Raw genomic sequence first — 20,640 nt, 5'->3', positions numbered from 1 at the left:
AGCCGGGAAGCGAGAAGGAGAGTCTAAGATGACACTCGACCAACCAAAAGTTACTTCATTATTTTCTGGCCAGATGAATCGCCGTACTTTTTTAGGAGGAGTGCTTGGCACCGCGGCCACCGCTTCTCTATTAGCAGCTTGTGGAGGCGCACCCGCCAAAAGCGCGGGCCCGGTTACCGTGCATTTCTGGGGCGGCGTTCCAGCTGATAAAGGGCCAAATGATCTGGTTGCGGCCTTTAACAAGCTTCATCCCGACATAAAAGTTATTTATACCCGCTATGTCAATGATGCGCCAGGGAATGTCAAGCTTGACACAGCTTTGAGCGCGAATGGATTAGTCGATGTCTTTGTCGACTATGTTCCCGCTTACATGTTCAAACGTATTGATGCTGGAGCCTCGCAGGATCTTTCGTCCTATATCGCGCAGGATAAAGAGGTCAAGCAGTGGGTTGATAGTACACAGGGGATTGTCAAAGTCAAAGGCACCTATTTTGGCCTGCCAACTGCGACAGATACGGGCGGCTATTTCTTAAATAAGACGTTGCTGGAAAAGACTGGCATTAAGATGCCTCAGCAGTGGACGGTTGATGAGTTTCATGCTATCGCCAAAGAGGTCTCTGGCAAGAACGTCTATGGCACCTTTGATACGCCCGACCTGGCGTTTGCCAAATATGGGGCCAACGCCAACTACAAGGATGCGCATACATCCAACTTTGACGATCCGATTTTCAGGCAATCGCTTGAGTTGCACCGCAATATGATTGTCGAAAAAAGCGCGTTCCCCTGGACCGAGGTGATGGCGCAGAACTTGCGTGTCTATTCTCAGAGCACCTATTTAAAAGGGCAGGTGTTGATGGGATATGCTCAGGGCACCTGGATACGCTACATTGCTGATACGACCAATTATCCCCATGATTTTGTCACGGCGTTTGCTCCCATCCCAACGCCGACCGGTGTTGATCAGCCATATTCACCAGGCGGCCTGGGGAGTTGGATCCATCTGAATACGCGGTCGCAAAATAAAGAGGCAGCCTGGACCTTTTTGCGCTATCATCTGACCGATGGGGCAAAATACATGATCCCTAGCGGCAGAATTCCAGCCTTCCCTGGTACCGATGTAAATACCAGTATCAATGGTATCCTCGGTCCGAAAAAGGATCAGGTTTTTGATGTCGAGTCGTATAAACGCCTGCACTTTGACACCCCTGCGAAATACAGCGTGCCAACAATCTCAACCGCCTCGGCCGAAATCACAAAAATCTTGCAAGATCAGACGGACCGCTACTTGATCGGGGAGATCAATATCGATACGTGGGTAAGCAACGTCAAACAGCAGAGCGATACAGCGATCCGAAACGCGGGGAACTAGCTTATGAATACGCCGCTATCTCTTGAAGTAACGCCTGAAGAGACAAGGACCTCTTCCGATCCGCGCCGGCAAATTCGTCGGCGCACCAGTTCATCTTCATGGATAGGCTACCTGTTTATCGCGCCCAATTTCCTGGGCTTTGCTATTTTTACGCTGTTGCCGTTGCTCTTTTCCCTGGTCATCGCTTTTGCTCGCTGGGATATTGTTTCAGGCACCGGCGGCATCACCTGGGTCGGGTTGACGAACTTTAGCAACCTGCTGCAAGATCCCAACTTTTGGGAGAGCGTGCGAACGACACTGATCTATGTAGGAGCGAGTCTTCCTTTAAGCCTGCTGCTGGGACTGCTTATCGCACTGGCACTCAACGGACCCATTCCCGGGCGGGGTATACTCAGAGTTGCGTTTTTCATTCCCTATTTTGCCAACACGGTCGCCATCGCGACGGTCTGGCTCCTGCTCTACCATCCTACCGCTGGCCCGATCAATGTCGTGTTGAAAAACCTGGGAGTGAGCAATCCACCGGGCTGGATTATCTCCTCTGAATGGGCGTTGCCGGCCTTGATCATGCTCGCGGTCTGGTCGAGTGCTGGCTATAACTCGATTATCTATCTGGCGGCTTTGCAGGATGTGCCACAGGAACTCTATGATGCCGCTCGTATTGATGGGGCCAACAACTGGATGCGCTTTTATTATGTGGCGCTCCCCTTTTTACGGCCATCCATCTTCTTCCTCTTCGTCACCGGATTTATCAGCTCATCACAAGGCTTCGGCTTGATCAATTTGATGACGCAGGGGGGTCCGGGCCATGCAACGACGGTCGCCTCGTACTACATTTATCAGAATGCCTTCCAGTTTTACCGGTACGGCTATGCATCAGCCATGGCCTGGGTCATGTTCTTGCTGGTCTTCGTGCTCACGCTGGTCTTCTGGTTTTCTCAACAACGTCGGTCCCCGTCGGCATAAAAGGAGGATGAACTGATGAATCTGCCCCTGTTTCAAACCCAATCGAGATCTAGCGGCAAATCGCGTTGGACCTGGCAACGACGTGAGCGCATCTACTGGTTTTTTGTCGGCTCGCTGATGTGGTTATTGGCGATCATGTTTGTGCTGCCATTTCTGTGGATGATTATCGCCTCATTGAAGCGAGAAATTGATGTTTTCAGCGTTCCTATTCAGTGGCTCCCCAATCCACTGGAGCTGACAAATTATGTCGTCGTCTGGACGGGAGCACACGCTCTGACGCGCTATTTGGGGAACTCACTGCTGGTCGCAGGAGCGCGCGTGCTGGGTGAACTGCTGACATCATCGCTGGCGGCTTATGGCTTTGCTCGCCTCTCATTTCGTGGTCGCAACACCCTGTTCTTGCTCTATATCAGCACCCTGATTATCCCGTTTCAGCTCTTACTCGTTCCACGGTTTATCCTTTTTCAGCAGTTAGGCATTTACGATACGCTGTGGGCGCTCATCTTGCCTGGTATCTTCACAGCCTTTGGAACATTTCTGCTGCGGCAGTTTTTCCTCGCGATCCCTGAGGAATTTAGTGATGCGGCCCGGCTTGATGGGGCCAGCGAATGGACGATCTACTGGCGTCTTATTCTCCCATTAGCGAAACCGGCACTTGCCACGCTAGCTATCCTGGCCTTTGTGAGCAGTTGGAATGATTACGAGACACCGCTGGTCATGCTAACCACGGAGAGCCATTTTACTATTCCGCTGGGTTTAACCAGTTATGTTGATGAAAGCGGCGGTTTTAGCGCTGCCTTAACGATGGCTGGAGCCGTCTCTGCTACCCTGCCTATCTTCGCCGTCGTCCTGGTGATGCAGCGGCAATTTATCCAGGCGCTCAGCAGCACTGGACTCAAAGGATAGATATGTCTGGAGGTTTCATGTTCGTAAAAAGTGATGCAACAACACGGGGGCGCTCGCTCCAAAATCAGCGCGTTACCTCTGATCTTGTTATCATCGGAGGAGGACTCTCAGGAACCTGTTGTGCCATTACCGCGGCACGCGCGGGATTGCAGGTTGTGCTTATTCAGGATCGACCTGTGCTGGGAGGAAACGCATCCAGCGAGGTACGGCTCTGGGTATTGGGCGCGACATCGCATATGAATAACAACAATCGCTGGTCGCGCGAAGGAGGAGTCATTGATGAGCTCCTGGTGGAAAATCTGTATCGCAATCCCGAAGGAAATCCACATATCTTTGATACCATTATACTGGATGCCGTTGTCAATGAGCCCAACATTACCCTGCTACTCAATACGGCCTTAATCGATATTGAGAAAGATGCTCCTGATCGCATTCGTGGTGTGCGCGCCTTCTGTAGCCAGAACTCAACGATGTACACCGTCTGGGCTCCGCTTTTTTGTGATGCTTCAGGCGATGGCATCCTGAGCTTTTTAGCCGGAGCCGCCTTTCGCATGGGGGCTGAGGCTCGTAGTGAGTTTGATGAGAAGTTTGCTCCCAGTAAAGAATATGGTGAGTTACTGGGCCATTCATTATATTTTTATAGCAAGGATACAGGAAAACCGGTCCACTTTATTCCTCCCAGTTATGCGCTAAAAGATATTACACAGATACCGCGTTATCAGCAATTTAAGAGCAATGAATATGGTTGTAATTTGTGGTGGATTGAATATGGTGGGCGACTTGATACGGTGCATGATACAGAAAAAATTAAATGGGAGCTCTGGCGTATCGTGTATGGTATCTGGGATTATATTAAAAATTCTGGACAATTTCCTGAGGCAGAAACATTGACGCTGGAGTGGGTCGGTATGCTGCCGGGGAAGCGTGAGAGTCGCCGCTTTGAGGGTCCTTATATGTTGTGTCAGCAGGATATTGTTGAACAACGTGAGTATAAAGACGTTGTTGGCTTTGGTGGCTGGTCGATTGATCTGCATCCGGCCGACGGCATTTTCAGTGAGCGGCCGGGGTGTAACCAGTGGCACGCACGTGGTGTCTATCAGATTCCGTATCGCTGTCTATATAGTAAGGATATTCAGAATCTGTTCTTCGCCGGACGTAGTATCAGTGCCTCTCACGTCGCCTTTGGCTCTACGCGGGTGATGGCGACCTGCGCCCATTCCGCGCAGGCTGTTGGCATGGCAGCCGCGCTCTGTCGGCGTGAAGGGTTACTGCCGGCACAGATCGGTGAGGAAGCGCGTATCCAGCATCTGCAGAGAGAACTGCTACGGCGCGGACAATACCTGCCGGGTCTTGCTCTCCATGATCCATCTGATCTGGTTGCACAGGGAACAATCTGTGCTTCAAGCAGCCTGGTATTGGCAGAGATTGAGAAAGGTGGCCCGGTTGAGCCGTTAACTCGTTCACGCGCTCAAATGCTCCCAGTCACTTCGGGAACACTTCCTACAGTATCCTTCCTCCTTGATGTATCGCACGCGACTACCCTTCAGGTCGAGGTACGGACCAGCGATCGTCCCTCCAACTATACGCCAGACGTTGTGCTGGAAAAGCACGCGATTGAGCTCGCGGAGGGGAAAAAGCAACGGGTAGCTATTCCGTGTTCAACCCACATTGATACCAATCGCTATGTTTTCTTTTGTTTGCTCCAGAATGAGCATATCGCTGTTCATACGAGCCTGCAGCGCTTCACTGGCTTACTTGCACTTGAGCAGAGAGATGTTCAGAGTCCACCAGAGGATATCGGGATCGAAGCCTTTGAGTTCTGGTGCCCTTCACGTCGGCCGCATGGTCAAAATCTAGCGATCACTATCGAGCCTCCGCTTACGAATTTTCAGGCCCGGCTGATCGCCAATGGGAACGATCGACCAACGGTTGAAGCCAATGCCTGGGTAGCGGCTCTTGAGGATCCCCAACCCTGTTTGAGTGTGCGCTGGGAAACCCAGCAGCGTATTGCCCAGGTTGACCTGGTCTTTGATACAGATAGCGACCATGCGATGGAATCCGTCTTGAAGACCCATGCGGAAAGGGCTATTCCATTTTGTGTGAAGCACTATCGATTACGTGATCAGCAAGGCAAGATTCTAGAGGAGCGAGATCACAATTATCAGACGCGTAATACGATCGTTTTTGATACTCCCATCTCTACAGACCAGCTATCTTTGGAGGTGCTAGCCAGTCATGGAAACGTTCCGGCGGCAGTATTTGCTATGCGTTGCTATGAGCAACCCTGGGTGGTGAGCATGTAACAACGTGCTGGTTGTACACAAGCCCTGGCATCCAAGTTCTGTACCTCCATGTTTTCGGATCAACACCACAATTATTACGCAAACGCGTGAGGAGCACATCGTCCAATTGCCAGGGATCGGGCTCATCCAGACTGCCGCTGGTTTTATTGAGAACTTTCTGAATGCAGGCGACCTCAAATCGTATTTCGGTTGGTCTCCAACGGTGGTTCAGTCTGGGGTGACGCTTGATCTGGTGGGGAAGCACGTAGAGGGGCTCGGACGCAGCGTTCCCACACGGTATTCTAACGATATCTTAACCAGCAACGTGTATAACTACACTAACAATCTTCGAGATGAGGTACAGATATGTTTCATTCCTTACCATTGTTTGCACTCTTGCTTATCTTTGCAGTTGCGGCCGTAGCTGTTTGGGTGGCTGGCATCCAGCTCTCCAATACCACTGACGTTCTATCATCACGTTTCAAACTGGGGCAGGCTCTTGGCGGGCTCATCCTGCTGGCAGTTGCCACGAATCTGCCTGAAATTGCTATCACGTTTAGCGCTGCCCTCTCTCATAATCTGGGCATTGCCATCGGCAATATTCTTGGTGGGATCGGTATACAAACCGTCGTTCTGGTACTGCTTGACATTTTCGGTCTGTGGCGACAAGACGCACTAAGCTATACCGCCGCCTCGCTGGAGCTTGTGCTTGAAGGAATACTGGTTATTGCCGTCTTGATTGTCTCTATCATGGGCACACAGATGCCAGGATCGCTTATTTTTGCGCACGTCGCGCCGGGAGCGCTTCTTATTGCCATTCTATGGGTCATTGGCATCTGGCTCCTGGGCAAGGCTCGTACGGATCTGCCCTGGCAAGAGAAAGGGCAGGCGCCAGATACACTTCACAAGAAGAGGGGAGAGAAGACGCAAGGTACAACACAAAAGTGGGGCAATGCACGGGTGATCATCGTTTTTGCCGTTGCGGCAGTCGTCACACTCGTAGCCGGTGTCATCCTTGAAGAGAGTGGTGATGCCATCGCGACTCACATCGGGCTCAGCGGCGTTCTCTTTGGAAGCACGGTGTTAGCAGCTGCAACCTCACTGCCCGAATTGTCTACCGGCCTGGCCTCTGTGAAGGCAGGCGCATATAACCTTGCCTTCAGTGATATCTTCGGTGGCAATGCCTTCTTACCCGTTCTCTTTCTCGTGGCAACCCTGCTCTCGGGTCAGGCTATTCTGCCACAGGCGAAGAATACCGATATCTATTTAGCCGGACTGGGTATTCTGCTTACAACAGTCTATCTCTATGGGCTGATCTTTCGACCCAAGAAACAGATTCTCCATATGGGCATCGACTCACTGGTAGTGCTGGTGCTCTACATTCTTGGCATTGCAGGACTGTTCGCGATTGCAACGCTTTCATGAGGAAGACCGCAACCTCTTCCTCACATTGCCCCATTCCCTCTACTGCTTCTATTTGCGACTGACTGCCTTTCGACAAGGCAGCAGCGCAGTTCAAGCCGTATGGATGGTAAGGTCGGTTCGGTATACCGTTCGATCAAACGACGCACGGCCATCCTTCCCAATAGTTCACGTTCAATACGAACCGTCGTGAGAGGAGGCGTCATAAACGCGGCCACCGAGATATCATCAAAACCGATGAGAGAGATATCCTGGGGAATACGCAACCCTCGTTCTTGCAATGCACGGGCGGCGCCGATGGCGGCCAGATCGCTCCCACAAAAAATAGCCGTAAATGGTGGATGAGGAGCCATGAGAAATATTTTGAGACGCTCATAAACATCATCGAGCCAGAGGCGGGTGTCTACAACGAGCGCGGGATTATAGTCATATCCGGCCTCTTCTAGCACTTCTCGATAGGCGCGATGCCGACGATCAATCGTAGCTCGACCACAACGAGTAATACAGAGAATATGGCGATGACCATGCTCAAGCAAGTACCTCATGGCAAGCCGTGCACCCCCATCATTATCTGGCAAGAAATCATCGATTGCCAGGTCTTTATAATCTCCATTGAGTAAGACCATGCGAGGATTCAGCGCCTGGGCACTGGCAAGGACGTGCGGCTCAAATGCAGACAGAAAGATCAGCCCCGCAGAACCACTCTGACGAACTTTTTCCAGGACAAAAAACGTACGATACGTTCCCGGTTCTACCAGTGTATAGCTCAAACGAATATCATGCCTGCGGCACTCGGCCTCAACCCCGGCCATGATATCCGCATGGAAGAGATCCTGCGAAGCATACTTTTCTACCGCGCTGATGAAAAGATTGATGCTCTCCAGCCGGTTGCTTTTTCCCTGATACCCCAGGCTCCTCGCCGCTTTGAGGACACGATCCTTTACTTCCTGGCTAATGCTCACCGTCTCAATGTCGTTCAACACGCGAGAAACCGTACTGATGGATGTGCTCGCTGCCGTTGCAATATCACTGAGCCTGACCCGCTGATGTGTTCTACTCATAGGTACTCCACTGCCATTATGCTTGCTCTCCTTGTGCAAAATTTTACTTTATTTTTGCATTAAATGCAAGCAAAATATGGGCATAAAAAGCTTGACTAACTTCCCTTTTTCATGGTATTTTAGAGGAGTAAACGTTATCTTTTGCTTTCATAGCCAGAATGCTCGTGCACATTAATGCTGTTTCTTTGCATGATTTGCACTCTAAAGTAGAACATGGTGAGGCATCAACGACGACGTGACCCGAGGATCAGCGAGCAGGGAGAGCAACTGATAGGCAAAGAAAACACCGTCCTGAGCCACGTTGAAACTGGCGCATTTAGTAGTACGAACAAGGAAGGTTTCATCTTATGGCAGAAAGCAATGATGCTCAGAAGAGTCAGCAGTTGTGGCCAATGCAGCGTTTTCCCCGTCGCGCGTTTCTAGAACGTGCAGGTGCGACGACGGCGGCCCTCGCAATAGGAGGATCGCTCGTCTTCACAGGAACAGGGAAGGCTCACGCACAGGGTACCCAACCATTACCCCCTGTTCCAGATATTCAGCCTGCTACGATATCACTTACCACCTTTGCTCCAGATGAACAGCGCTTCGCCCCACACCTCGCCACGCTCTCCTATATAGCCAATAGTGTCGATGACCAGCACGCAGCAACCTATGGCTATATCAATACACTCTATCGTGGAGGATCAGGCGTGCCGGGCAATACGCGCCAACAAGAACCAGCGCTGGTGATGGCCTATTTTTACTCAGTCAAGCGCCCCTGGAATCCATATTACGGCAATACGGCACTCAGGCAGCGATTAGAGGCCGCCTTTTCCTACTGGCTCACGCTCCAGCACGATGATGGTTCCTTTCCGGAGTATACTCCCGACGAGCATTCACTTGCCGCAACAGGTTTCTCGCTCTTTCACTTTAGCCTTGCCTTGCGCTACCTGGATCAGGGACCAGGCATCGATGCCACGCTCTATGACCAGGTTGTCAACGCGTTACGGAGAGCGACGGACTGGTTGCTTGATCCCAACAATCCGATCCCCTGGGTCAATGGCCTCAAATTTTCCAACCAGATCAATGGCGGGCTCCTGGGTGTGACGAACCTCCTACCCAGGTTTCGCGATCCAGCACTGGAAGCGCGCCTGCTGGAACGACAACGCTTCTTCCATGCCAACGCCCAGAGCCAGGCTGGATTCTACTTTGAGGCCAATGAGGTCGACCATCCGTATTCCTTCCAGGTGCTCAGCCCGATGCTGGCCCTGCGCTATGAAGCGCTGCCCTATGCCGATGAATTGCAGATGCACCAGCAGTTCTTTGACTGGCTCCAATATAACTTCCTCTGGGAACCCGATGGCGCTGGATTTCTCATTGATGAGTCGATCTGTGACCGCTATGGATTCCCCTACCAGCTGGCTTCCCCCGGTGATACGTCAAAGGATGATGCGAATCTGCTCTGGCCACGCTATATCCCTCAGGCGGCGGCATATCGTCCTACGGCCCAGGAACGTGATGCGGCCCGCCAGGCATGGGCCCAGGGCTCATGGTCCAATATCAAGCCGTATCCACAATGCCAGTATATGGATATGACCAATTTCAACCTGCCGTTCTTCCGTGAAAGCGAACCAGACAGCAGAGAGAAAGAGGCAGCCATCGCCTCACTTGCGTACATGCGGCAGCAGCGTTTTACGGAATATCGCGTTGATACCCCCAGGGACTTCGAGTTCCTCTTCGTTCGTCGGCCCTCCTATTATATGGGGATGGCCCTCGGCAAGGGGACCGCACCACAATTACCCAAACGCAATGGCCTTTCATTCCTCTGGCATCCCCAGATGGGTTCGCTGATCCATAGCCGCAACCTGGTCAACGATCTGGTCTGGTCTACAGCTGTCGGTACGCCCGGTACGTCCACCTTCCAGATGGATGCGGCGAACTTCTTGAATGCGACGTACTTCCATGGGCAGAGCACCCACCCGGTCGATCCAGCACACCTGGGGGCTGGGGAAGCCTTTACCGTTCACTACACGACTCCTGATCAGCGGTTCGCGCGAGATGTGTTCTTTACGGATAGCCATCTGGAGATCTCGACCCAGGTGAGTGGAAACTTCAACGAGCGCCTTCCCCTGGTTCTCAAACCGGATGACCAGATCAGCTGGATCGGCAGCATAGACCATCCAACATTCGGGGTACAATCCCAGCAGACGCAGGCGACCGGTTTCAGTCTCGCTCGCAACGGCCATACGATGACGATCTCCTGGGGTGATACGCCGCTGGCCGCTTCGCTGACGGCCTCGACGTATTCGTTCTTCGCTGACAAACAGCGCACGCTCTACCTGCTTACGCTGTCCACGCAGAATCAATTGAACTACACCATTACCATTGAGTAACTATCCCGAGGTAGAAAGGACAGTCGTGGTGACGCCACGCCGGATTATTGAATAATCCGGCGTGGCTCATGTCTTATCACAAGAGGAAGCGTACGTCAGTCAGCAATTATGCCAGAGGCGGCAGGCTCCTCACGAAGAGCGAGGGGATCGGTATGGAAGATGGTACTTAGCTCATGCGCTGCTGGCTTCATCGCTCCAGCATAATCGAGGATAGAGGTATTCGCCGCGCAAGGAAAGGCATCGTGTCCCATCCAGACCAGAAAGCCGCCACAACGTGGAAAGCGGCCCTTGCAGGCGCGGGCCGCAATCACCAGGGCCTTCGCCTGTCGCTGCTGACTCCAGCTGACATATTCCTCAATGGTCTCGGGATCACGCCCATATTCCTCTACAAATTGAGGATGCTCGATCCACCAGCTGGTGCGGCGCCAGAGAGGATTGTCCCAATCAACTGGAAGCAGCGCGCCACGACCTGCGACGCTTGCCAGAAGCTCCACAGAGCTGGCTCCGGGAGCACCCACCTCCGAGCGAAACAACGAATCGTCTGTTTGCCAGTAGTGCGCCCATACTCCTTCTACGTCACCCTCAACCGTCCAGGGTCCATGCGTATCCCAGTGGCATCCCTGGCCCATATGTGCTTCGTCCGCCGAAAAACGTGGACCACTGGGTGAGGAACTCAGAAAACGCCGGCCTGGATCAGCGACAGCTACAATCTGACCCAACGAGCGAATCAACGGCGACGTCATATTCACCGGCTTTCCGGTTCTTCCGGCTTCCTCCAATTCGTTGCCACCGCACCAGAGCAATAACGACACATGATGCTGACGACGTGAGATATAGGAGAGCAAAATAGTCTGTAACGTCTGCACACTTGCGGCGTCTTCCGGAGGTGCATTGTCAACGCCAGATGAGGACAATGGCATTTCTTGCCATACCAGCAAACCAAGCTCATCACAGAGCTCATAAAAGCAGCTTTTTTCCAGAAAAGCTCCCCCCCAGACGCGCAGAAGGTTACAGCCCATATCGCGATAGATGCGCAGCCTGTGCCGGTATTCATCAGGCGTCACATCGGCAAAGTTGGGTCGAATGGGCGTCCAGTTGATACCCTGCAAAAACACGTCCTGGTGATTCACGACGCAGAGCCAGGGATCTGCATCGGCAACTGAACCTTCACAGGGCCTCCAGTTCACGATCTTAAAGCCCACCTGCCGCTCCAGACGCTCTTCACACTCACCGCTCTCATTGAAAAGTTCAATCGCTACGGTGTAGAGCGGTTGCTGCCCTGACCCGTTCGGGTACCAGAGCCTGACAGGGAGCTGCGTCTTCATGATACCAGCAGCGAACTCCTCGGCGCGATACCGCTGTTGATACAGACACGTTTTTTCGGCTGCGCTCCCATCCGCTTTCTCTGAAAGCGTAATGTGTATGGAGGCATTGCGCGGAGCAGTGATCTCTCCCCAGATGCGCACAGCGCCCAACGGCGCAGTCGCATCGGTGCTCTCTTCAACGCTGGTTGTACAATGGAAAGAAGCAATTTCGTACTCATCAAAGACTTCAAGACAAAGATCATCCCATATCCCGATCTGGACCAGGCGCGGCAGCCAATCCCATGTATAGTTGAAACGTGGCTCCCAGGAGGTCATCTGCGGGGTAAGGCCGAATTGTCCGAGCCAGCGCGCGGGGCAGGCGAAGATAATGCTAAGGGTCACCTCTTCGTTGGGCAGCAAGAACGCATCGAGATCAAAGACATGCGGCACAAATGCATTGGCAAAGGTGCCCACCTCTTGCCCATTGATCAGCAACCAACCGGAATGATCCAGACCCAGCGCACGCAGGCGCACATGCCTTCCCCGCAGCCAGTCCGCCGGCACGGTCGTTGTAAAGACCCAGTGGCGATTTTCTACCCATTCACATGCCTGTGCCTGCATCCCAACATTCCAATCAGGAATGATCTGGGACTGTAATAAGGCCATCTGAACGGAACCGGGCACCTGCGCGGGTACCGGAGAAATACACGCATCACGGCCAGTCGCCGGGTTCCCTGAGCGAGGCAAGCGCCATTCAAATGGATTCCAACCAGTAAGGGTCCAGGATAATTGTCGTAAATCATAGATCTGTTTTGTCACGAAAGCTTCTTTCTACACTAGGAAACCAGCTAACTTTTGAGAGAACCACCCATAGCGCCCTCGATAAAGTAGCGTTGGAGCGCGATATAGAGCACAATCAGCGGCAAGGCAACGATCAACGTCGCAGCCGATAGTTCCGCCCATTCATTGCCATATTGTCCATAAAAACTGAAGAGCCCCAGTGTTACCGGGCTATACTGCGCATTTGAGAGATAGATGGTTGGACCGATGATATCGTTCCAGACGCCGATCGCATGCAAAATGAAGGCGGTGACGAGCACTGGTTTGATCAGTGGCACAACAATCGTGAACACATAGCGGAAATAGCCGCACCCATCGATTGCCGCAGCTTCATCCAGGTCTTTGGGCATCGAACGCAGATAGCCGATGATCAAAAATGGTCCCACCCCGAGTGTCGCGGCATTCAGCAGAATATAGCCAATCTGTGTGTCATAGAGCCCGATGCGTACAATTAACTGAAACTGTGGAATCAGCGCCGAAGGCATAAACAGCGATAGAATGAATAAAACATACCAGTAACGACTACCGCGTATATATCCTCGGGCAATAGGGAAGGCAAGCAGAACCGCCAGTACCGTTGAGAGCATGCTTGCGACAACCGTATACAACAGGCTATTGAGAATCGTCGCGCCAAAATTCCCTTTCGACCAGGCGTTGACAAAATTTTGCCAGTGCAACGCTTTTGCCAACCCTGTCGGATCAAGGATAAATTCTGATGGTGTTTTGAGCGAAACATTAACCAGTGAGAGTAATGGAAACAGGTATAACAACAGCGCTAGCGCGATAATGAAATAGGCAACAAGATAGAAGACGATGCGTTTGCGCGAGCGCACATGGCGCGTTTTCGGGCGCCGAACACGGGTTGCCATCGCTGCGGTCGGGCTCGTAGATTCCAATGAAACAGGTGAAGAATCGAGCGATCTCATAGTTGCACCTCTTTCCGGCGGAAGTAGGCCAGCGCGATCAAAGCCACAGCCGCGACCAGCACAAATTGCAACATCGCAAGAGCAGAAGCATAGCCTTGCCTCTGGGTCTGTGAAAAGCCATTCGAGAAAATCTGATAGCTCAACACGCTGGTATTGAAATTCCCTCCAGTCAAGACATAGATGAGCTGGTAGGTTTGCAGGGAACCAATAATGCCCAACAGCATATTGATCGTGACACTGGGGGCAAGCAGCGGATACGTCACATTGCGAAAACGTTGCCAGATGCTGGCTCCGTCCACAACCGCGGCTTCTCCCAGTTCCGGGGGAACCGTTTGTAAACCGGCCAGAAAGATAATCATCGAGTAGCCCAATGCGGACCAGATCTGGACGCCAATCACCAGCGGAAAGGCCAATGTATTGTCACCAAAGAAGGAGGACGTAATGCCAAAATGACCAAGCAGCAGGGCAATCGGGCCACCGGTGGGGTCAAACATCAAGGACCAGATCAGCCCGATAACCGTGACACCAAGGACAACCGGCATAAAGATGACTGAACGCACGAAGGTATGCCCTGGTAATTTGGTGTTCAGCAGTATCGCCACTCCCAATGCGAGTGTGTTCTGGATAATCGTCACCGACACACAAAAGATGATGGTCCGCTCAAGCGCGGCCAGATTATCACGGGTCGAACCAGAGGAGAAATACTCGATGTAGTTTTGTAAACCGATAAAATGCCAGGGGACGTTTGGCACCCCGGAAATATCGGTCAGAGAGAGCACGGCCGTCGATAAAGATGGGCCCAGCGAGAATAAGACAAACAGGGCAACACCGGGGAGCATTCCGAGATAGGGGACCCACCAGGTGCGTTTACCACCAAAGGGATTCATGCTATTACCTCCTCTAAAGTTAGGAGAGCGGTGAGGTGAAAGAAAGGCCGAGGGTCTTCTTTCACCTCACCGCTCTCCCACCCTGTCTTACGATTTCGCTGCGAGCCAATCAGACTCCATCTTCTGTGCCAGGGATTGCGGACTGTCCATCGATCCCAGAGGGGCTAGATACACTGTTGGGCACGGGGCGCTACTCATGCCAACAAAATCTGTGTACTTGCCACCATGCTGCTTATTATGCAGCACCTGATCCGGTGACAGACGCATGCTATTGGTCCATTTGGCAATGGATTGCAGGAATGGGGTTGTTTGTGTATTGGGCTGCGCCGGTACCAGGCCATCAGCATTGATAAACTTGCTATAATTGGCCGGGTCTGAATAAAATGCCAGCCACTTCATGGCAGCATCCTGGTTCTTTGAACTGGAAGCAACAGCCCAGGAGATATCATATTTCCCGGCCAGGAAGTCATTTTCACTGGCGGTATCACTACCGGGCAACGGGAAATAGCCAAATTCAAAGCTTGAGTCAGCCTGTTGAAGCGACGGCGCAGTCCATACTCCATCTGGCATCATAGCAGCCTTACCAGCGACAAAACGAGCGGGAGTTGTCGCGTAACTGATCCCACCAAAACCTTTTTCGGTATACGACCATATCTGCTGCGCGCGTTGTAACACCTGGACAAACCTGGGATCCGTGTACTTCATGCTATTTGTCCACATCCCCTTGTCGAACGCCTGCAGATCAGGATACATCGCTGACAATAGAGCCTGGCTGGGGAGTCCAGCTGGCCAGCCGTCCTTTTGTCCAATGGTAAATGGAGTCACACCCTTCCCTTGCAAGTGCTGGCAGATGTCCATAAGTTCGCTCCAGGTAGTAGGAACCTGGAGATTATACTTGCTGAAGATACTCTTGCTGTAAAAAACGCCAGTAAATGCGGCACTGCCCGATGGTATTGAATAGACTTTTCCATTGTAAGATGAGGTATTCTTGATGGCGTCTGGACTGAAATTCTTCACAAATGGTTGACCAGTCAGGTCGACATAATTGCCTGCTTCAATCTGCTTCACCCAACCCGGTTTCTCCAGCCCTGGGGTATAGGATGTGAGCGCTCCGACAAATGACGTCACCTCGATGATATCGACGTCTTTGGCCGCAAGCCTGGTCTGTTGGAGGGTTGCAAACGTATCGGTTGGCGCTGTTGATACGCTAACAGTGATATCAGGATATTTCTTGTGGAAGGCATCATTGAGGTCATGCATGGCCTGTACAGCAGGTGCGTTGACGTGCATGATGAGTTTGAGATTGGTGGCCCCTCCCCCACTCGCCGAGTTGCCACTCGCCGAACTGCCAGGCTGTTCACCGCAGGCGGCAAGCAAGGCCGTTGCAGAACCGAAGCTCAGTCCGAGGGCGGTAGCACGCTGTAAAAAAACACGACGGGAGAATCCTTGAGTGGTATAGTCTTCGACGAGTTGATCCACGTTGACCTGTTGAGGACGGCGAAATAAGAACATGAAAAACGCTCCTTCGCTTATTCATAACTGAACATATGTGTTCAAAACCACTTAAAAGAACAATGGTGCGACATCGCATATAGTGAATGACCACTTGAGAAGAAGAGAGCACGATTGTCTACGCTGTTCTACCTCCTTCCTGTCTTTGGGGACCTGACACGTGATCATTGTGAAGATCAACATGCTCTTTTTCCAACATATTCACCTTCGCAGGGCGCAAACATCTAAGGATAGCATGCTCTACCGAAAGGGCGTTGCTATCTTCTATCCGAATCTATGCGGTGACAAGAAATATGTTTACGTACGTGGCCTGACAGACTGCCGTTTGATCAGTTCAACACGCATCAAGTTTGTCGTTTTGATCCCATCTGCCTCTCCAACCTGCGTGATGAGCATTTTCAGAGCCGTGGCTCCTAAGGCTTCCCTGGCTACACGCACGGTAGTCAGTGGCGGATCAAGGTGTTCAGCAAGCTCGATATCATCAAAACCAATGATCGAACAGTCTTCAGGAATACGGATGCCTCGTTCGCGCAAGGCTTTGATGGCACCTATCGCCGTTTTATCGTTCGCACAAAAAAGCGCACTAAATGCTACGCCAGCGTCCAGAAGACGCAAACATGCCTGATAACCGCCTTCCGGCGTCAGGTTGCATCCTTCTTGCAACTCTTCTCGTAGAGGGATACCCGCATCAAGTAAGGCACTGCGATATCCATTGGCACGCTGAGCAATAGGATAAAGGCTATTGCTTCCGCGAATACCATGGATGGGAGGCCCGCCGATAAAGGCAATATCACGGTGATGCTCGCTCACAAGGTACGAAACAGCTTCATACGCTCCACCATATCCGTCAGAGACCAGCGCGCTCACGGGTCTTGTCGGCGAGAAGGCATCAACAAGAACGACCTGATAACGGGCCTCATAGAGCTGCTCGATCAGCGCAGGTTCACTTGGTCCCACCAGCAATACCGCGCGTATCTCGCTCTCCTCCAATTTTTCCAGCGCGTCCCGGGTCGAATTGGCCGTTCCTATGCCCAGATAGCGTACGTTAATGTCATATCTACTTGCCTCTTGCTGCACCCCATGCAAAATCTGAGACCAGAACGGATCGATATCCGTCGAGCTCCCGTTACGATTCTCCGCCAGCAAGAAAACGATTTCTTTGAGAGACGACGTAATACGCAGGCGAACAGGCTGGCCCGCGATACCAAGATACCCTAACTCCTCGGCGGCACGTAACACCCTTTCACGAAGTTCTGTATTGATTCCCCCTCGCTGATTGAGAACACGCGAGACCGTCCCAACTGAGACTGAGGCATGCTGAGCAATATCTTTGACCGTTACGTGTCCTTGTGTAGGCAACTGTCTCCACTCCCCTCTTTTAAAATATTCATGAATTTATTTATAACTTTTTCTGGAACAAAAGTCAAGGCCTTCACCATCCAAAACGATAGAATTCGTTTTCTTTTTCAAAAAATGAGCCAATATCGTGATCATACTGATCGAGAACGCCCCTCTCTTCGTATGCTTTTCGCACAGCTCTATGCAATCTCTCTCCCATAACAATGTATAATCTTGACTTGTATCAGGCTTCATTACAGACTGGAGAGGCATTCCCAGCTAATTCCATTTCTTTTATATTCATGAATTTATTCCATTTATTCATGAATATTATTCCGTGCATGTCTCTAGCGATTCCAGAGGAATCCTATTCTATGAATCATCTCTGCTGCTTGTACATTGGGGAGTAGGCAGAAACTTTGCGCCACTACAACTGACACTGCACCGTTTCAAACACCTATTCAAAAACAGGCTTTCTTGAGCCTGGACAGGTCCATAAGATAAAATAGCAGGAAGGAGACAAGCATCCGCAAGGAGGAAAACCATGGCAAGTTCACCAAAACAGTATTAGCAACAGGAACCAACGATGTGCTCTATATCGACAGCTTACTCAACCTCTCTAAAGGGGCGCAGGTTTTGCACGTGCCAGACATGGCGGGTCGGTACTACAGCGTGCAGTTCACTGATCCCTGGGACGGCACGAATTTTGCCTACGTCGGCAAACGCACCACGGGAACCAGGACTGGCGGTTACCTCATGAGCGGGCCGGGCTGGAAAAGAGCCGGGGCGCAGGGGATAACACAGATTGCTTCTCCGCACAATTCGGTGCTCGTTATCGGTCGTGCATTTGTGGAGAGCGACAGCGATCTCTCAACCGCCTATGGGCTGGCGAAGCAGATCCAGGTCACCCCACTGAGCCGCTGGCAATCCGGCCACTAGCACTCCATTGAAAGACGGAACTGCCAGAGGAAAGATTCGCCCCCTTTTCTCTGCCATTGGACTAAAGGTGGACGGTCGCGCCTTTTGAAGCGTACAATAGGTGTAAAAATCAGGAAACACTTGACATCCACTCTGATAAAAGAGATATTTTTTTCACCAGGGATTCAAAGTACGGCTGGTCGATGGGCAGGTAGGGCACGTATAGAACATCGGAGGAGTAGAATGGCGCACGAGGAAAAAAGACATATGAATGGAACGGGTCGCATCGCTCTCATAACTGGTGCTGGAACTGGTATTGGCAAACGAACGGCATTACTGCTCTTAGAAGCCGGGTATTCCGTCGTGCTCGCGGGCCGCCGAGTCGAACCCCTGGAGCAGACGGTTCAGGAAGCTGGGGTGCCGAAGTCGCGCACGCTGGTGATGTCTACCAACGTGAGCGACCCTGAAGCGGTATCGGCGTTATTCGCAGCAACGCAAGATACGTTCGGACGGCTGGATGTGTTATTTAATAATGCAGGCGTGGGTGCCCCTTCCATCCCACTTGAAGAACTGAGCTATGAGCAGTGGTGCCGGGTACTGGATACGTGCGTGACGGGAACATTCCTTTGCACGCAGCATGCCTTCAGGATGATGAAGCAGCAAAATCCGCGCGGTGGGCGTATCATCAATAATGGGTCGATTTCCGCGCATACCCCTCGACCCAATTCCGCCCCGTATACGGCGGCCAAACATGCCATCACCGGCCTCACCAAATCAACGGCGTTGGATGGTCGCCCATTTGACATTACCTGTGGGCAGATTGACATTGGGAATGCGGCAACCGAGATGACAGCCAGCATGGAAGATGGGGTGCTCCAGGCCAATGGCACCGTTGCTGTCGAACCAACGATGAGTGCCGATCATGTTGCGCGGACGGTGCTCTATATGGCGAGCCTGCCACTCGATGTCAATGTCCCGTTTGTCACCGTGATGGCAACCAGAATGCCTTTTATAGGTCGCGGTTAAGGCTATAAGATTGCCCCGTTTTTGTCCACGTTATTTTCCTGCCATGCTTCTCCATCTAACAATTCGCGTGATGCAAGGATCCCTCGGTTGACCCGTGGGGAGAAGCATCACGCACGCCATTCTACGAATGTTACATGTGGGTAAGAATCAGGGCTTTAGCTATGAGGTGTGTCAATCATGGTGGTGAGCCGACTCTCGGACAACTTGCCATGCGGGACTATTCAGGAAGTGGTTGTCGTAGAGCTCCTGAGAGGCCAGCAGTTCCGAAAGCGTTGCCTCTCCACGTTTCAGGCGTTCGACGAGCCGGAAGTATTCGAAGCGAGGAAGCCCTGGAGCCTGGACGATCAGGAAATCGGCAGCGTGGCCAGCAGGAGTCGCAAACGCGTGGGCCATATCGGGTGGAATCACCACCAGATCTCCTTTGCTGGCAGTGATGACCTGCTCTCCTGCCAGCAGTTGGAGCTGCCCATCCAGCAGGTAGAAGAGTTCAGCTGACTGGTGATGCGTGTGCGGCCTGGCTCCTTCAAGACCCGCTCCCATCGTTGTGCGCATGATACTGAGCGCGCCTCCCGTCGCGTCACTATCAGCCAGCAAACGGGTAGAAAGTGGGGCCAGACCAAGGACCTCTACGTCAGCCTCCCTCACCACCAGAGCCTCATCAAAACGCGGAATGATGAACGTCATGTCGGTCTCCTTTCTTTGCTTGACATGAAACATGGGTTCTGTTATTCTCCCAACATTCAGAGAGTAACAGGTCATATTCTTAATGTCAACTATCTTAACATTAAAATAATCAACATTGTGAGGAGGGAGTAATGGCTGACGCGATTGATGCGGTAATTGCCCAATGGAAAAGTGTACGCCCTGATATTGATCTCTGGCCGATGCAGGTCCTGGGTCGGATTGCGCGGCTTGCTCGCGTACTGGAAAAGGAACACAAGAAGTTTCTCGCCGAACACGATCTGGAGCCGTTTGAGTTCGATGTGCTCACCACACTGCGTCGAGCGGGCGAACCGTACGAATTGACTGCTTCAGCTCTGCTCAAGGCAGCGTTGGTAACCTCGGGGGCCATCACCAACCGGATCGACCGCATGGAGGTCAAAGGTTTGGTCGAGCGGGTGCGAGATCAAGACGATCGCCGCTCGGTCCGCATCAAGCTCACGCCACAGGGACGCAATGTCCTAGACGCGATATTCGGCTTGCATGTCGCCAACATGGAGCGTCTCCTTCAACCCCTCGATCCGCTTACAGGTGAACAGCTTGTGAGTGGGCTCCGGACCTTGCTGGAGTCTTTAGGAGATACCTCGCTTTCGTGAGCGGTGGGGGCGGTTTCCCTCCTCTCTCCCCTGGAAAAGAAGCGTTTGTCACAAGAGAGGCGCATCGTTCACTTCTGGGAATTGGAGAAAACAGTCCTGATGTCGCATTGCTAATGCGTTCAAAATCTCGTTGCGCAACTCGTGGGATCATTTGACACCGTAACATAATGACATGTTCCTGCACAGGCAAGACAACGA

General features: G+C 52.1%; 16 protein-coding genes. 9 read left to right on the top strand and 7 right to left on the bottom strand.

Features of this window, described 5'->3' with window-relative positions; genetic code table 11:
- Window positions 1-28 precede the first annotated feature (28 nt).
- The 5 genes from KTT_RS32415 to KTT_RS32395 all read left to right on the top strand — a co-directional run bounded on the left by KTT_RS32415 (window position 29) and on the right by KTT_RS32395 (window position 6,945).
- The gene (locus tag KTT_RS32415) at window positions 29-1,369 is read left to right on the top strand and encodes an ABC transporter substrate-binding protein (protein ID WP_126601820.1); all 1,341 of its coding nucleotides are present in this window, start codon (window positions 29-31) and stop codon (window positions 1,367-1,369) included.
- A 3-nt stretch (window positions 1,370-1,372) separates the two neighbouring features.
- Window positions 1,373-2,332 (top strand): carbohydrate ABC transporter permease, encoded by a 960-nt coding sequence (locus KTT_RS32410; protein WP_126601817.1) that lies wholly within the window; start codon window positions 1,373-1,375, stop codon window positions 2,330-2,332.
- A gap of 15 nt (window positions 2,333-2,347) precedes the next feature.
- Window positions 2,348-3,238, top strand: a complete 891-nt coding sequence (locus KTT_RS32405; RefSeq protein ID WP_126601815.1) for a carbohydrate ABC transporter permease — start codon at window positions 2,348-2,350, stop codon at window positions 3,236-3,238.
- 17 nt (window positions 3,239-3,255) lie between these two features.
- The gene (locus KTT_RS32400; RefSeq protein ID WP_126601813.1) at window positions 3,256-5,541 is read left to right on the top strand and encodes an FAD-dependent oxidoreductase; all 2,286 of its coding nucleotides are present in this window, start codon (window positions 3,256-3,258) and stop codon (window positions 5,539-5,541) included.
- Between the two features lie 345 nt (window positions 5,542-5,886).
- Window positions 5,887-6,945: a sodium:calcium antiporter gene (locus KTT_RS32395; protein WP_126601811.1), complete on the top strand. Its 1,059-nt coding sequence runs from the start codon at window positions 5,887-5,889 to the stop codon at window positions 6,943-6,945.
- Window positions 6,946-6,965: 20 nt separating this feature from the next.
- On the opposite strand, the gene KTT_RS32390 is transcribed toward KTT_RS32395, so the two are convergent.
- Complete coding sequence (locus tag KTT_RS32390) at window positions 6,966-8,003, bottom strand: LacI family DNA-binding transcriptional regulator (protein ID WP_126601809.1); 1,038 nt, start codon at window positions 8,001-8,003, stop codon at window positions 6,966-6,968.
- Between the two features lie 347 nt (window positions 8,004-8,350).
- On the opposite strand from KTT_RS32390, the gene KTT_RS32385 reads away from it, so the two are divergent.
- Window positions 8,351-10,375: a hypothetical protein gene (locus KTT_RS32385; RefSeq protein WP_126601806.1), complete on the top strand. Its 2,025-nt coding sequence runs from the start codon at window positions 8,351-8,353 to the stop codon at window positions 10,373-10,375.
- A gap of 95 nt (window positions 10,376-10,470) precedes the next feature.
- Here KTT_RS32385 and KTT_RS32380 read toward each other — a convergent pair whose 3' ends face one another.
- From KTT_RS32380 to KTT_RS32360, 5 genes are all read right to left on the bottom strand, one after another.
- Window positions 10,471-12,498: a glycosyl hydrolase 2 galactose-binding domain-containing protein gene (locus KTT_RS32380; RefSeq protein ID WP_126601804.1), complete on the bottom strand. Its 2,028-nt coding sequence runs from the start codon at window positions 12,496-12,498 to the stop codon at window positions 10,471-10,473.
- Between the two features lie 29 nt (window positions 12,499-12,527).
- Entirely contained in the window at window positions 12,528-13,445 is a 918-nt protein-coding gene (locus KTT_RS32375; protein ID WP_218031066.1) for a carbohydrate ABC transporter permease, read from the bottom strand.
- On the bottom strand, window positions 13,442-14,332 hold the full coding sequence (locus KTT_RS32370; protein WP_218031065.1) for a carbohydrate ABC transporter permease: 891 nt from the start codon (window positions 14,330-14,332) through the stop codon (window positions 13,442-13,444). Before KTT_RS32370 ends, KTT_RS32375 begins: the two co-directional genes overlap by 4 nt.
- Window positions 14,333-14,419: 87 nt before the next feature.
- Window positions 14,420-15,844 carry an ABC transporter substrate-binding protein gene (locus tag KTT_RS32365; RefSeq protein WP_126601802.1) on the bottom strand — a complete coding sequence of 475 codons (1,425 nt, stop codon included), beginning with the start codon at window positions 15,842-15,844 and terminating at the stop codon, window positions 14,420-14,422.
- A 297-nt stretch (window positions 15,845-16,141) separates the two neighbouring features.
- Window positions 16,142-17,203 carry a LacI family DNA-binding transcriptional regulator gene (locus KTT_RS32360; RefSeq protein WP_126601800.1) on the bottom strand — a complete coding sequence of 354 codons (1,062 nt, stop codon included), beginning with the start codon at window positions 17,201-17,203 and terminating at the stop codon, window positions 16,142-16,144.
- Window positions 17,204-17,707: 504 nt separating this feature from the next.
- Between KTT_RS32360 and KTT_RS32355 the strand changes: the two genes are divergently transcribed.
- Window positions 17,708-18,121, top strand: a complete 414-nt coding sequence (locus tag KTT_RS32355) for a DUF1254 domain-containing protein (protein WP_126601798.1) — start codon at window positions 17,708-17,710, stop codon at window positions 18,119-18,121.
- Window positions 18,122-18,367: 246 nt separating this feature from the next.
- Entirely contained in the window at window positions 18,368-19,126 is a 759-nt protein-coding gene (locus KTT_RS32350; protein ID WP_126601796.1) for an SDR family oxidoreductase, read from the top strand.
- Between the two features lie 171 nt (window positions 19,127-19,297).
- On the opposite strand, the gene KTT_RS32345 is transcribed toward KTT_RS32350, so the two are convergent.
- Window positions 19,298-19,810 (bottom strand): cupin domain-containing protein, encoded by a 513-nt coding sequence (locus KTT_RS32345; protein ID WP_126601794.1) that lies wholly within the window; start codon window positions 19,808-19,810, stop codon window positions 19,298-19,300.
- A gap of 131 nt (window positions 19,811-19,941) precedes the next feature.
- Between KTT_RS32345 and KTT_RS32340 the strand changes: the two genes are divergently transcribed.
- Entirely contained in the window at window positions 19,942-20,442 is a 501-nt protein-coding gene (locus KTT_RS32340; RefSeq protein ID WP_126601792.1) for a MarR family winged helix-turn-helix transcriptional regulator, read from the top strand.
- The last annotated feature ends 198 nt before the right edge of the window (window positions 20,443-20,640 follow it).

It is taken from the genome of Dictyobacter aurantiacus (genome assembly GCF_003967515.1).
GTDB classification, from domain to species: domain Bacteria; phylum Chloroflexota; class Ktedonobacteria; order Ktedonobacterales; family Ktedonobacteraceae; genus Dictyobacter; species Dictyobacter aurantiacus.
This window is presented reverse-complemented; position numbering and strand designations above follow the sequence as displayed.